Origin of the sequence: Hymenobacter duratus (genome assembly GCF_014698995.1) — a bacterium.
GTDB lineage: Bacteria > Bacteroidota > Bacteroidia > Cytophagales > Hymenobacteraceae > Hymenobacter > Hymenobacter duratus.
Genome location: NZ_JACWZZ010000001.1, coordinates 922,536 through 936,596 on the forward strand (window position 1 = coordinate 922,536; position 14,061 = coordinate 936,596).

9 protein-coding genes are annotated in these 14,061 nt (G+C 59.7%); 7 read left to right on the forward strand and 2 right to left on the reverse strand.

The window, feature by feature from the left end; translation table 11 throughout:
• Positions 1-559: 559 nt before the first annotated feature.
• Positions 560-2,464 (forward strand): T9SS type A sorting domain-containing protein, encoded by a 1,905-nt coding sequence (locus IC231_RS03815; protein WP_190783264.1) that lies wholly within the window; start codon positions 560-562, stop codon positions 2,462-2,464.
• An 82-nt stretch (positions 2,465-2,546) separates the two neighbouring features.
• Here the strand turns inward: IC231_RS03815 and IC231_RS03820 are convergent, their stop codons facing one another.
• Positions 2,547-3,851, reverse strand: coding sequence for a hypothetical protein (locus IC231_RS03820; RefSeq protein WP_190783265.1), 1,305 nt, complete (start codon positions 3,849-3,851; stop codon positions 2,547-2,549).
• Positions 3,852-4,501: 650 nt separating this feature from the next.
• On the opposite strand from IC231_RS03820, the gene IC231_RS03825 reads away from it, so the two are divergent.
• Positions 4,502-5,386: a DNA/RNA non-specific endonuclease gene (locus IC231_RS03825; protein ID WP_190783266.1), complete on the forward strand. Its 885-nt coding sequence runs from the start codon at positions 4,502-4,504 to the stop codon at positions 5,384-5,386.
• Between the two features lie 368 nt (positions 5,387-5,754).
• On the opposite strand, the gene IC231_RS03830 is transcribed toward IC231_RS03825, so the two are convergent.
• The gene (locus IC231_RS03830) at positions 5,755-6,303 is read right to left on the reverse strand and encodes a DUF4468 domain-containing protein (RefSeq protein ID WP_190783267.1); all 549 of its coding nucleotides are present in this window, start codon (positions 6,301-6,303) and stop codon (positions 5,755-5,757) included.
• A 1,004-nt stretch (positions 6,304-7,307) separates the two neighbouring features.
• On the opposite strand from IC231_RS03830, the gene IC231_RS03835 reads away from it, so the two are divergent.
• The 5 genes from IC231_RS03835 (at position 7,308) to IC231_RS03855 (ending at position 14,046) form a co-directional block, all read left to right on the forward strand.
• Positions 7,308-8,153 carry a dihydroorotate dehydrogenase gene (locus IC231_RS03835; RefSeq protein ID WP_190783268.1) on the forward strand — a complete coding sequence of 282 codons (846 nt, stop codon included), beginning with the start codon at positions 7,308-7,310 and terminating at the stop codon, positions 8,151-8,153.
• 109 nt (positions 8,154-8,262) lie between these two features.
• On the forward strand, positions 8,263-9,024 hold the full coding sequence (gene pyrF, locus IC231_RS03840; RefSeq protein WP_190783269.1) for an orotidine-5'-phosphate decarboxylase: 762 nt from the start codon (positions 8,263-8,265) through the stop codon (positions 9,022-9,024).
• Between the two features lie 193 nt (positions 9,025-9,217).
• Positions 9,218-9,832 (forward strand): orotate phosphoribosyltransferase, encoded by a 615-nt coding sequence (gene pyrE / locus IC231_RS03845; protein ID WP_190783270.1) that lies wholly within the window; start codon positions 9,218-9,220, stop codon positions 9,830-9,832.
• Positions 9,833-9,958: 126 nt separating this feature from the next.
• Entirely contained in the window at positions 9,959-12,985 is a 3,027-nt protein-coding gene (locus IC231_RS03850) for a phosphoribosylformylglycinamidine synthase subunit PurL (RefSeq protein ID WP_190783271.1), read from the forward strand.
• 2 nt (positions 12,986-12,987) lie between these two features.
• Complete coding sequence (locus IC231_RS03855) at positions 12,988-14,046, forward strand: phosphoribosylformylglycinamidine synthase subunit PurQ (protein WP_190783272.1); 1,059 nt, start codon at positions 12,988-12,990, stop codon at positions 14,044-14,046.
• The last annotated feature ends 15 nt before the right edge of the window (positions 14,047-14,061 follow it).

Sequence of the window (14,061 nt, forward strand, 5' to 3'; positions counted from 1 at the left end):
CCTGCCGTTGCCTGTATAATCGGATAGCAGAAGCACCTGCCAATTGCTGAAGTAACGCGCGTTGGGAGAGTGTTTTGGGCCAATTATACAGTTTTCAATAGCTCAGGTAGGGGTGGATGGAGGCGGAGTGCGAGTATAGCGGGGAAAAACGGGCTTTGCCATATTTTCTCTAAATGGGAAGAGTAATCTACAATTGGGAAAATATATAATTTTAATTATATTAATAAGTGACTGATTATCAGAAAGTATAATTTGAAAATGTTCAATGGCAGCTGTATTGTACAAGCAGAAATAACCCTCTTCGGATTGGTACCGGAGAATATTCTGCTCTACTATGGAACGCACCTACTACTCCCGCATACTCGCGCTGGCAGCTTTATGGCTGCTGCTAGGCACCGCTACCAGCATGGCCGCCAGGCCCGCCGTCTATGGCACAGGATCAGCACAAGAAATAGTTTCATGTGGGCTACCCCTTACCTGTGGCTCAGTTTCGTTTAGGAACAGGGCCTCAAACAATGACTTTACCGATTATGCTACCCTCAACCTGCCCTTGCTGGGATTGGGAGTTGTACCGGTTGGAGTCAACGTACGAATGTCGGGCCGGGTGCTGAAGAATTCGCGCGCCGGCTTTGTAATCGGCTCCAGCAGCATCCTGTCGGCAATTGGTCCTATCAGAATCAAGACGTACGACGGCACAACCGAGAAAGAGTCTCTGACGGTCACGTCTCTGGCCAGCACAGTGCTCGGCTCGGGCGCTCCGGGACGCCTGGAGTTTGTCGCGAAAGAGGAATTCGACCATCTGGAAATTATAGCCACCTCGCTGGTAGGTGTCGACTATGATATTCGGGTGTACTATGCCTACGGGGTAGATGCCAACGTGGTAGAAACAGCCACAGGAGTGGTGTCGCGCTTTCCGAGTCCGGCTGCCGGTGTGAATTACAGCACGGAGGTTGTGGATAATGGCGTGAGTGTCTGCGTTAATTCCGGCGTGCAGAACCCGTCCTTCGCGGCCGATGCTTCTCTGACCAACTATGCGACCTTCAACTCGGTACTGGGCGTCAGCTGCCCCAACTCCCTGAAAGTAAAGCTGGAAAACGGCGTGCCGGGCGGCTACTATGCCGGGTTTGTAGTAGGCAAACAAGGCCTTGCCGATATCAGTCTGCTGGGCGGGCTGCGCCTCACCACATACCTGAATGGCGAGCCACGGGAAAGTGTCACTGGTCTGGAGTTGCTTACGGTAACGGCGCTGCCCAACGACCAGTATCAGATCAGCTTCCCGACAAATCGGGCGTTTGATGAGGTGAAGCTGACGCGCAGCAGCGGGTTGAGCGTGCTCGATGGCCTGGAAGTGTACTATGGCTTTGGCCTGGAGCCCGGCGTGTTCAAGGACCAGACCCCAGTGCGCTCAGACTTCTCGAGTGGCGCCGCCGGCCAGGTCTCGTATTCGGGGAGCGGTAGCATTCAGAATCCGCAAAACATAGCCAATGCTAGCCTCACTGATTATGCCGAAATCAGGACCAGTGTAGTAGGGGTACTGACTTCGAATGCTGTGCGCGTGAACCTCAACGGTAGTGGCCAGGCGGGCAATGCTGCTGGCGTAGTGCTGAACACAGGTGCCGGGCTGTTGAATACGCAGCTGCTCAACGACATCACCATTCGCACCTACGACAGCAACAACCGGTTGCTGGAAACAGCTAGCGGGGCGTCGCTGCTTTCGCAGGGTTTGCTGACCAACGGGAATACCGAAGTGTATTTCAATACGACGCAGAATTTCCAGCGGGTAGAAATAGAAATCAACACCACGCTGTCGGTATTCGACCGCACCCGCATTCTGTATGCCTTTGCCGAAGACCGTCCCAATGGCTTCCCGCTGACCATCACGGCCCCCGGCCCGCTGCCGGTCGAGCTGGCTGCTTTCGATGCCAAGGCATCGGGGGTGGCAGTAGATGTTGCCTGGAGAACGGCGTCCGAAACTAACAACAGCTATTTCCTGGTGGAGCGGGCACTTCAGGCCAAAGATGGTTTCAAAGCGGTAGGCCGGGTAGAAGGAGCCGGTAGCAGCACGGGCCGCTCCTACAGCTTCCGCGACGAAACAGCCGGCAAAGCAGGGGCGGCTACGCTCTACTACCGTCTGCGGCAGGTTGATACCGATGGCACCAGCCAGTTTTCTCCGGTGGCAGTAGTAACGCTGAATCCATCCAAAGCCGAGGTGCTGGCCGTGTACCCCAATCCTGCTGCCAGCTCCGACGCGGTGACTATTGAGTTGCAGGCTTTCGGCGAGAATGCGCCTGGCCTCTTGAAAATCTATGATACTCAGGGAAAGCTGCTGCGCCAGATGCCTGCTTCCAAGGCAGTGATGAGCCTGCAAGGTGAGGTTCTGCCCGCTGGCCTTTACAACGTGGTGCTGACCGGCAGCCAGGGCCAGAAGTTGGGCAGCCAGCGCCTGGTCGTGACAGGGCGCTAGCACTCCGGCTGCCTCGTTCGTTTAGAAGGCAAAAAGGCCCGTCGGTACCACCGGCGGGCCTTTTTCTATGTAGCACTGTCGGCTATTCTGTGTCGGAGCGGAGCAGGCGGGCCACTTGGCGGCCATCGGCAGTGCGGGCCAGATATAGGCCGGGCGCAACCGAAGCGGCAGGCTGCCATGTTACTTCCCCGGTAGCGGCGCTGCGCAGCGTTGCTACCTGCCGGCCGAGCCGGTCGAATATAGTTACGTCTTGCACGCCAGCCTGAGCCAGCCGGAAGCTTACCTGGCCTGAGAATGGCGTAGGCACAGCGGCCAAAGTCGTTACTGCTTTGGCGGTGGCGGTTGAAGTAGCCAGCGTTGTGTTCGTGACGCGGAAGGTGAGCGTCTGCTGGGTTACGCCTTTGATGGGACAGGCATTGTCTGTGGTAGTAACAGTGCAGTAGTACAAGCCGGGCCGCAGGGTGGCCGGGGGTAGCCAGTTCAGTTGGGCAGTAGGCTGCATGCCAGGAGCCGAAGGTGTAAATTCGGAATTCGGGAGTGTTTGCTCCGCATTGCTAGTGAGCGTCAGAATCTGACCGGAATTGGGGTCGGTGCCTGCCAGATTCAGGCTGATGAGCCGGCCGGCTGTCACAGGAATAACGGCGCTGGCTGCCTGGCTCGTGCCGTTAATTGTAATCGGGGCAAGGCTCGGATTCTGGTTGATTCCACAGTTTGAGACAATGAAAATCATGTCGCGCCTTACACTGCCGATGTGGAAATAGGTGTTGTTGGGCATACGGCGGTACTCATCTACCTTCACTACCACCGCGTACTTGTTCTGGGCCTGCTGCGCAGTAGAGGTACCCGCAATAAACAGGTAAGGCGTGAACGACATAGAACCCATGGCGGGGTTGAAGATGAAGCTGGGCGTCGCCGTTTTTACCGGGCAAGCCCCCGTAAACGAAAAGGAGGAGAGGGGGTAAGTGGGACTGTAAGTAGACAAGGTGGTAGGCAGCGTTGCTACACACGGCACACCACCGTTCGTGTCCGACAGGTCTATGATGCCGCCAGCAGAAACGGGCAGGTAGGTAGCCGGCGTACTGCAGCCCAGCATCGGGCGGTCCAGAGAATAAACCAGCGAATCACCATCGGCATCAAAAGCCAGGTGGCTGAGTGTGGTGGGCAGCTTCCAGCCGACAAACTGCAGAGCCTGGGTAGCAAACACCGGGGAATGATTCTCCAGTACCTGGCCGGCGCCCATATTGTTGAGGGTTGCCTCGTAGTACATGTCCGTATTGCCCATGATATTTGCCAGGTCGGGCCGGGCGTTATCCGTTACGCTGATACGCCATTCCGTGGCCGGGTTTAGGGTCACGATGGTTTCGTAGCGGGCCAGTTCCGTATTCACGGGTAAGCCAGATCCGCAAGGGCTCGGGCCTCCTGTGGCACTGGGGCAATAAGGCGAGCCAACCGTAGAGCTCAGAAGCGGCGCAACCGACGTAATAACACCCGGGCCCGTTGTAACGCAGCCCGTCGAGCGGCATGTGAACGTAGCATTACTGTAGACCGCAACCCCGCTACAATCACGAAATACGGTGAGAACCAGCTTGTAGCGGTTGTTGCCAAGGGCCTCATAGGTCAGGTCACCGCCGAGGAAGTGAGAAGCCTGTACCGCGGGAAACCGTAGCAACAGCAGAGCGGCCAGGAAGAGGAAGGGTAGGCGTTTCATCATGAGATAAAAGATATGAGTGGAAAAACAATGGCATGCACAAGAACCATGCTTAAAAATATAAATACAACTATATGACTGTTGATTTTTCTAAGTAGAGGAAAGCAGGGAGTATAGGGGTGTCGTACAGGATTATGGCTGCTGGTCAGAATATTGGTATTTTCTGCCTAGTATTCGTCAGAAATAAGTAGAATCCAGACATAGCAACAGAATGATAATATTCCTTGCTGTTGCCGCTGCCTGCTGCGTCGCACCTTTGTGGTAGGTGCGGCCACCGGTGGCTGCCCCATCTTCTGCTGGCTTTCCGTTCCACTTTCCCCTTCCTTTCCATGACCCATTCAACTACCCGGTTCCTCGCGTGGGGGCTGCTTCTGGCGCTGGCCGCGTCGTGTGCCAAAGACGAACTGCCTGCTCCGCAGGCCGGCACTGCCGTACAGTCGTCGGATGCCAGCGCCACCCGCGACGGCAACCTGGCGCTTGGCAACCCCAGCGGTGCCGTTGCCGATGTCAGCCAGTACTGGAACTACCTGCTCGTAAAACCTCAGTTCACCATGTCATATCACCGCGACCGGGCTGTGCCGAACTGGGTTAGCTGGCACCTGAGCAGCGCTTGGCTGGGCAGCACACCCCGCCAGGATAATTTCGCTCCCGATAATGCGCTGCCCTCCGGCTGGTTCAAAGCCAGCAGCAGCAGCTACAGCGGCTCCGGCTTCGACCGTGGCCACAACTGCCCCAGCGCCGACCGCACCGGCTCCGTAGCCGACAATTCGGCCACCTTCCTGATGTCGAACATGATGCCCCAGGCCCCGAACAACAACCAGCGTACCTGGGCAAGCCTGGAAAGCTACTGCCGGACGCTCGTTGATGCGGGCAATGAGCTTTATATCATCTGTGGCAGCTATGGCAAAGGCGGCACAGGCTCCAACGGCTACGCTACCACCGTGGCCAGCGGCAAGATTACCGTGCCGGCGCGTTGCTGGAAGGTGGTGGTGGTGCTGCCCAACGGTTCCGGCGACGCCAGCCGCGTTACGAGCAGCACCCGCGTCATTGCCATCAATACGCCCAACGAAAACTCCCTGAACACAAGCTGGGGCACCTACCGCACCTCCGTCGATGCTATTGAGCAGGCAACGGGCTACAACCTGCTGTCAGCGGTAAGCACTACCGTACAAAACACCATCGAGTCACGGGTAGATACCGGCCCCACCAACTAGTCGGGTTTTGCCTGGCTCAACGGTTTTAGGATCCGGCGCTTACCGGCATCCGCCGTTTTGCCGGAAGCTGTAATGGCAAGCCTGATTCTGAGGATCACGGAGTTAGGAAGTATATTAACATTCTGTTATTCTGACTTTCGCTTCAACTTCCCGGCTGCTCATCACGTACCTTTGTAGTGAGTGAAGTAAGTGGGAAATGTGAAGAGGATGGAGAGCCGCGCTGCAACGCGGCTCTCTGCATTTATGCCCGGCCGGCTACTGCAGTGCTTCCGCAGGCACTCTGAGTTGAAAGGCTATTGTATGGCAAAAAGCCCCCGGCGTTTCCTCATTCGGAAAGGCCGGGGGCTTCTCATGAGCTGGCAGTTGGCTTATTCGATGGCACCGGCCGCCGGCCGGCTGTTCATGTAAGAACGAAACGACATGGCAATTTCGCTGGTCAGCGAACTGGCCTGAGCAGTTATCCGACGGTCGTTGTGCGTGCGGGCATTGGTCCGGTCCGCGGCGAGTTGAGCTACAAATTCCTCGAAAGGCACGGTTTCTTCGGGCTTTTTAGGGTCCGAGGCTATCCGTAGCTGGCCCACGCTGTAGTCGTAGCCGGAGGCGAGCGTATGAAATACGAATTCGAACCGGACAGGTAGTTCCTGGAGCTGCCCCGAGGTAGTCGCGGTTTTAACTTTCACCGTGCCCTCCGCCCGCAACTCGCCTTTCACCGCATCAGTGCTGATTACCTTTTTAGGCGAGTACGAGAAATGGTTTTCCACCCAGTCGGAGGCGCGCCGGAACAATACTGTCTGGTCGGGCTCCTCGTCCGCTACCCGTTCCGTGTAGCTGACAGGCATTGCGGTATCCTGGGCCTGTGCAGGCAGGGCCAGGCTTAGGATACTGCCAATCACAAAACTGAGTACTACTTTTTTCATGGGGAAGGGATTGAAAGCAGAGAAACCAGTGACACACTTCCTGCCACCTCTTCAATTGTGCTTGGTGAAGTAAGGTATGACTTTAGCAAGAAGGCCGACGTCCGGTATATACCCGGATCAGGCTGTAGAGTTGCACCGCAAAAAGACTATTCTGAAGGGCCGAATACTTAGTCGTGGTATTTCGGCAAAAATAGTATTATTTTTATGAATCAGCATGTCGTCTGTTGCCTGCTGCAGGAAGACGATAGTAAGCAGTAGCAAAGGTAAGCAGGAATGATGGCATGCGTCATGAAAAATGCGCTCCGCCAAAGTGATTGATAGTCAGCGGAATGTTATGATGTACAACTGTAGGTGTAGTTGGGTGAAAAAGTGGGCTGGATAAGGGGAGACAAAATTTTCTCAGAAAAAAAGTGAGAATAGTATTTGGTGGCAATAGAGCGGAGTGGTACTTTTGGGTCGTGCTTCAACTGAATCAATATTGTTTGATGAAGCGTGGGACTGAGCGAAACGCTGTCCTGCGAGATGACCGGAAGGTCATTTCCCCCGTTGATTTTTCCGGCTCTGTTGGTTTTGCTTTTTTCACCGCTTCCGTTTTCGAAGCGGTTTTTTTGTGCCCGGCTCACTCAGTCGACAGCGCCGAAACCAGCCGCTACCCCAGCCTTTTCTAATCTTCTCATCCCATCCGATACCGCTCATGAACGACACCACCCTTGCCCAGCAGATGGTCGCCGGCGCTTCTGTTGCCACCCGCAACGTGCCCCTGAACACGGAACCCAGGCGGATGGTTGTGTTGCGCTAAAACATTCCCGACAAAACCCGGCTCCGGAGGCCGGGTAGGGGTGGCTCGACCAACGGGGTGATGGAAGATCAGAGGGGATTCTGGCGCAAGTCGGTCCGTGGTTGACCACCCCGTTTCGGGCGGTATGTTTTGTTTAAACCTAGTCCTGACGAACAGCAGGGGAGTGTTCCTTGCCAACCGATGGATTTTTCTATTTCCAGAATCTATGCAACTCGGACAACTTACGCTGCGGAACCCGGTGTGTCTGGCTGCCGCCAGCTGGCAGCTGGAAGGCGCAGGCTACGAGCGGCTGGGAGCCATCTTCACCCGCACCGTCACGATGGAGCCCCAGCCCGGGCTCTACGAGGAAGGCATCTGGCAGGTTAACGAGCAGACCTTGCTCAACGCCACCCACATGCGCACCGAAAGCGCCGAGATTCTGGTGCAGGAGCACTTGCCCAACCTGCGCCGCTACGGCGTACCGGTGTTCGTGAGCATCACGGCCCCCGGCATCCCCGGCTTCCGCAAAATTGCCCGCTTCCTAGCCCGCGAAACCGCCGACTTGATTGCCGGCGTAGAAGTGTACATCGCCCAGCCCGATGCTGGGAAAGGCGAGGAGCTGACCGCGCAGTTTGTGCGCGACGCCACCCAGGCCGTGCGTAACGAGTTGGGCCCCGCGGCCGCCGTCATCGTGAAGCTGCCACCGTGGCCCGAGCACATCCGGGGACTGGCGCTGGGAGCCCAGGAAGGCGGGGCAGATGCCTTGGCCGCCACCAACCTGCTCAAAGCCCTGCACCTGCCCGACGACGCCACGGCCGCGCCGATGGTCGGGGGATTGTCGGGAGAAGCACTGCGGCCGGTGGCGCTGCGCTGTGTGTGGGAACTGGCCCACGATGAGCGGATTACGCTGCCCATCTTCGGAACGGGCGGCGTGTTTACGGCCAGCCACGTAACCGATTATTTGCGCTGCGGTGCCTCCGCCGTGCAGATTGCCAGCGGCGAATGGCTGGAGCCCGGCCTCTCTGCCCGCTTGGCCGCCGAGTGCGGGCACCTGATGCCTGTGAGCCAGTAACATCGTAGCGCGAGGCCTTGGCCTCGCGTGTAGTTGACCCGTTGTCGGGCGCATCGTTCAGTATCAGCCACCCTCCGCGAAGCAAAGGCTTCGCGCTACAACCCACCTCATGCAAAAACTTCTCAACCGCGTTCAGGCGGCCAATAGCCTGCTTTGTGTGGGCCTCGACCCGGTAGGCGACGACGCACAGGTAGCGCGCCGGCTGGGCGAAGTCGTTGATCAGACCAGCGAATATGCCGCTGCTTTCAAGCCTAATCTGGCCTTCTTCCTGAGCCGGGAAAACGGGGTGCAGCTGCTGCGCGAAACCGTGCAACGCGTGCCGGAAGGCATTCCGGTGATTCTGGATGGCAAGTTCGGCGACATTGCCAACACCGCCGACCACTACGCCCGCTTTGCTTACGACATCATCGGGGCCGACGGTGTGACGGTGAACCCCTACATGGGCGACGACGCCATTGTGCCCTTCGCCCGGCCCGGCAAGCTGGTGTTTGCGCTGGCTAAAACCTCGAACAAGCCTGCCCACTCCTTGCAGGATGTGGCCCTCACTCGCGGCGGCAGCCTGTCGGATTGCGCGGCCACCATTGCCCGCAAGCTCGATGAAGCGCACGGCGGCATTGGGCTGGTGGTAGGCGCCACCAACGCCGAGGCCGTAGCCCGCATGCGTGCCCTCTGCCCCGAACAGTGGTTTCTGGTGCCTGGTGTAGGCGCCCAGGGCGGCGACCTTGCCGCCACCCTCCGCGCCGGCCTACGCCCCGATGGTTCTGGCCTGCTCATTAATACCTCCCGCGCGTTGTGGCAAGCCGAAGATGCCGCTGCCGCCGCCCGGGAACTGGTGGAGCAGATGCATCAGCTGCGGCCGATGGCGGTGTAGAGACGCAATATTTTGCGTCTCGTCGTTGCTGATGTTGTTTGAGCTGTATGATTCCAGTCGGTTAGCAGCTAGACGTACTGATGTTGTTAGAGCCGCACGCTCCCAGTCGTTCAACGCAGAGACGCAAAATATTGCGTCTCTACATCGTTCCGACCATCTTCCTTTTCACACCTTACCCTATATAGTGCTTCCCTTGACTTCCCCCCAAACCACTTTCACCCCCGAAACCCTGGAGCAGCAGTTGTTGCAGGAAGATGCGCTGCTGCGCGGGCACTTCCGGCTGTCGTCGGGCCTGCATTCCGATACCTACGTGCAGTGCGCCCGGTTTCTGCGCCGCCCCGATTTGGCCGCGCCGGCCGCGGCTGAGCTGGCCCGCCGGATTCGGGAAGCCGGCTTGCAGCCCGATGTGGTGGTGGGACCGGCCATGGGCGGCGTGGTGATTGGCTACGAGCTGGCCCGGCAGCTGGGCGTGCCCGGCATTTTCACGGAGCGCGACGACGCGGGCCAAATGACGCTGCGGCGCGGCTTTACCATCGAGTCTGGCCAGAAAATTATCATTGCCGAGGACGTGGTGACTACCGGCAAGAGCACCAACGAGGTAGCGCGGGTACTGACGAGCCTGGGCGCAAAAGTTTTGGCCGTGGCCAGTTTAATTGACCGCACCAGTGGGAAAGCTGACCTTTCTTTTCCGAACTTTGCCCTGCTGCCGGTAACGGCGGCTACCTACGCACCCGATGAGTGCCCGCTGTGCCGGGCAAACATTCCGGTGGTGAAACCGGGCAGTCGGCCCGATAAAGCGTTTTCTTAAACCTACCGACGGCGGCAACCGGCCCCGCGGCAAGGCATTTTCGGCGTACCCCGGGCGGGTATGCTTCCTCACGATGGCAATTTCGCCAGGCGTGGGAAACCCGAAAAATAGACAAACCTCCCTCTTTTGGAATCTCCCCAAAGAACCATACAGCTGCTGCTTAAGCCCGGCCAACACGACGGCGAGGGCCAGCGCGTAGCCGAAGCGGCCCACCGCCACCTCGGCCTGCACACCGGCCGCGTGCAAAGCACCGCCCTCTACACGGTGCGCTACCCCCTCACCGACCAGCAGCTGCGCGACTTCGCCACCCACTGCCTCCAGGACCCAGTACTGCACGAGGTAGCCCTCGACGAGTTCCGCCACGGCGCCCCCTACCAGAGCTACATCCTCGTTGCCAAGCTGCCTGGCGTCACCGACGACGAAGGTATTTCGGCCCAGAACGCCCTCGGCGACTTCCTCAACGAGCCGCTCGACACCCATACCCAGCACATCTTCTCGAAACGGCTTTACTTCTTGGAAGAAGCCCTGCCCGAAAGTAGTCTGCGCCAGCTTGCGCAGGAGCTGCTGGGCAACAAGCTCATCAACCGCTTCGAAGTCGGCCCCATTGCCCAGATCCGCGACTACACGCCGCGGCCGGGCGGTGGGGCCGAATCTGTTACGGAGACGGTGGGGCTGGTGGGCCTCTCGGATGAGGCGCTGCTGAAGCTGTCGAAAGACAACCTTTACGCCCTGAACCTGGAGGAAATGCGCGCCGTGCGTGACCATTACACCAGCATCCGGGAAGAGCGCCAGGCCGCCGGCCTGCCCCAGGACCCGACGGATTGCGAGCTGGAAATCATTGCCCAGACGTGGTCGGAGCACTGCAAGCACAAGGAGTTTTCGGCCCTGATCAAGTATAAGGATGCCGACACAGGCGAGGAGTTCGAAGTAGATTCCCTGTTCAAAACCTATATCAAAGACGCCACCGCCGAGGTGGACCGCCAGCTGCGCGCCAACGGCAACGACTGGCTGATTAAAGTATTCTCCGACAACGCCGGGGCCGTGCGCATTAACCCCGAGTCGTTGTTTGTGTGGAAGGTGGAGACCCACAACTCGCCCTCGGCCATCGACCCTTACGGCGGGGCCATTACCGGCATTCTGGGCAACAACCGCGACCCGCTGGCCACCGGCATCGGGGGCGCGCGGCTCTTGTTCAACACCAACGTGCTGTGCTTCGGTAACCCCGAGTTCAACGGCACGCTGCTGAGCAACCAGTTGCACCCGCGCCGCATTTTTGAGGGCGTACGCAAGGGCATCGAGGACGGCGGCAACAAGTCGGGCGTGCCCACCGTGAACGGCAGCATCGTGTTTGATGACCGGTACGCCGGCAAGCCGCTGGTGTACTGCGGCACCGGGGCCGTGATGCCCATGCAGCTGGCCGGGCTGGACTCGTGGGAGAAGAACATCGACCCGCAGGACCGCATCATCATGGCCGGCGGCCGGGTAGGCAAGGACGGCATCCACGGCGCGACGTTTTCTTCTATCGAATTAGACGAAACCTCGCCCGCCACGGCTGTGCAGATTGGCTCGCCCATCACGCAGAAGCTGGCCATGGACTTCCTGATCCTGGCCACGCGACGCGGCCTCATCAAGTGCAGCACCGACAACGGCGCGGGCGGCTTGTCGTCGAGTATCGGCGAGCTGGCTACCATCAGCTGCGGGGCCGTGGTGGAGCTGGAAAAGGTGCCGCTGAAGTACCCCGGCCTGCGACCCTGGGAAATCTTCGTGTCGGAGTCGCAGGAGCGGTTTTCGCTGGCCGTGGAGCCCGCCAAGCTGGACGAGCTGCTGGCCTTGGGCCGGGAAATGGAAGTGGAGTTGACCGACATCGGCTACTTCACCTCCGACGGCTACCTCGACGTGCGCTTCGCCGGTGAGCCGGTGGCCCACCTGGACATGCACTTCCTGCACGACGGCGTGCCGCGCAAAGTGCTGGAAGCCGAGTGGAGCAAGCCCACGGCGCAAGAACCCGCGCTGGCCGCTGCCACCGACTACACCGACGCCCTTACCCGCCTGCTGGGCAGCCTCAACATCTGCTCCCGCGAGTCGGTGATTCGGCAGTATGACCACGAGGTGAAGGGCCGCACCATCATCAAGCCCCTGATGGGCGCTACCGGCCAGGCCCCACAGGATGCGGCCGTGGTGCGCTTCAACTTTGAGAGCTGGGAAGGCGTGGCCGTGAGCAACGGCATTCTGCCCCGCTTCGGTGATTTGGACGCCTACCATATGTCGGCCGGCGCGTTCGATGAGGCCGTGCGCCAGATTGTGGCCGTGGGCGGCAAGCTGCCCAACCTCACGTACGGCGACGGCAATTTCTGGTCAGTCAACGACAACTTCTGTGTGCCCGACTCGGTGTACGACCCCGTGGGCAACCCCGATGGCAAGCAGAAGCTGGCCAAGCTGGTGCGCATGTGCCAGGCCCTGCGCGACGCCACGGCGGCCTACTGCATCCCGCTCACCTCGGGCAAGGACTCGATGAAGAACGACTTCAAGGCCGACGGCGTGAAGATTTCGGTGCCGCCCACGGTGCTATACTCCATGACGGCAAAAGTCGAGGACGTGCGCCGCACCATCACCTCCGACTTCAAGCAGGCCGACGACGTGGTGTACCTGCTGGGCGAAACCTACGATGAGCTGGGCGGCTCGGAGTTCTACCAGCTCTTTGGGGAGTTGGGCGCGAATGTGCCTCAGGTGCGCTTCGAGCAGGCCAAAGCCCTGTACCAGCTGGTAGGGGAGGCCAACGACCAGAACCTGATTCAGAGCTGCCACGACCTGTCGGATGGCGGGCTGGCGGTGGCGCTGGCGGAGGCCACGTTCGGCTACGGCTTTGGGGCTGAGGTGGAGCTGCCGGAAGGCCTTCCGGTGCACGTGCAGCTGTTTTCGGAGTCGCACTCCCGGTTTGTGGCCACGGTGGCCCCCGAGGACGTGGTGGCCTTCGAGCAGCACTTCGGCGGGCGCGCCACACTCCTGGGCCGGGTAACCCAAGACGGGCAGTTGACCGTGCGCTACGGCGGCCAGCCGGTTATTTCGGCCAGTACGGCAGCCCTGCGCCACGAGTGGACCAACGGTCCCGTAAACCGCATTATCGGCTTCGGCCACCACGAAGCCGCGCATTAATCATGGAACAGACTCCCCAACTGCCGGACCAGCACACGCCCCCGCGCCCCCAGCACGACGACCCCGGCCACGAAATCGTGAACCGTGAAGGCCAGATTGTGCTGCCCGGCTTCAAGAGCGTAGACCCCGGCCACGAATCCACCGAGCCCCTGAAAAGCAAAACCGAACAGTCCGAAAAACAAGCAACGAACAACGAAAAACGAGTTCGGGCGCTCATTCTGACAGGTTTTGGCATTAACTGCGAGGAGGAGTTTGCCGCCGCCTACCGGCTGGTAGGGGCAGAGGCCACCATCGTGCACCTCAACCAGGTGTTGCACGGCCACGTGAGCATCCATGACTACGACATCCTGAATTTCCCCGGCGGTTTCAGCTTCGGCGATGACCTGGGCTCGGGCGTGGTGCTGGCCAACAAGCTGCGCTATCGCCGCAACGCCGAGGGCCGCACGCTGCTCGACGACATCCGGGAGTTTGTGGCGCGTGGCAAGTTCGTGCTGGGTATATGCAACGGCTTTCAGGTGCTGGTGAAGCTGGGTTTGCTGCCCGACCTGAGCGGCACCGTCACGCCCGAAGTAACGCTCACGCACAATGCTTCGGGCCGCTACGAGGACCGCTGGGTGAAGCTCACCGTTAACCCCCGCGCCACCACGCCCTTCCTGAAGGGCCTGACGACGCTGGAAGTGCCCGTGCGCCACGGCGAAGGCCGCCTCATCATCCAGGACGAGGCCACCCGCGCCGCCATTGAGGCCCGCGGCCTGAACTGCCTCACCTACGCCGACTTCGACGGGGCCCCCACCGACGTGTACCCCTTCAACCCCAACGGTGCCGACCTCAACTGTGCCGGCCTGACCGATACCACCGGCCGCGTGTTCGGCCTGATGCCCCACCCCGAGGCTTTCCTCTCGCTCTATAACCACCCCGACTGGGCCCGGCGCAAGCGTGCTACCCCAGGCCTGAGTGAGGAGGGCGACGGGGTGTGGCTGTTCCGCAACATTGTGGAGCACGTGCAGGCCCAGGCCACTGCCGCCGCGGCCCCGTCGGTGTCGCACGAGTTTTCATCCTAACGCAACCATCAGCTG

Coding starts and splice junctions, on each gene's coding strand:
- IC231_RS03855 (WP_190783272.1), top strand. CDS start 12,988: ATGGAACAGACTCCCCAACTGCCGGACCAGCACACGCCCCCGCGCCCC.
- IC231_RS03825 (WP_190783266.1), top strand. CDS start 4,502: ATGACCCATTCAACTACCCGGTTCCTCGCGTGGGGGCTGCTTCTGGCG.
- IC231_RS03835 (WP_190783268.1), top strand. CDS start 7,308: ATGCAACTCGGACAACTTACGCTGCGGAACCCGGTGTGTCTGGCTGCC.
- IC231_RS03830 (WP_190783267.1), bottom strand. CDS start 6,303: ATGAAAAAAGTAGTACTCAGTTTTGTGATTGGCAGTATCCTAAGCCTG.
- pyrF (WP_190783269.1), top strand. CDS start 8,263: ATGCAAAAACTTCTCAACCGCGTTCAGGCGGCCAATAGCCTGCTTTGT.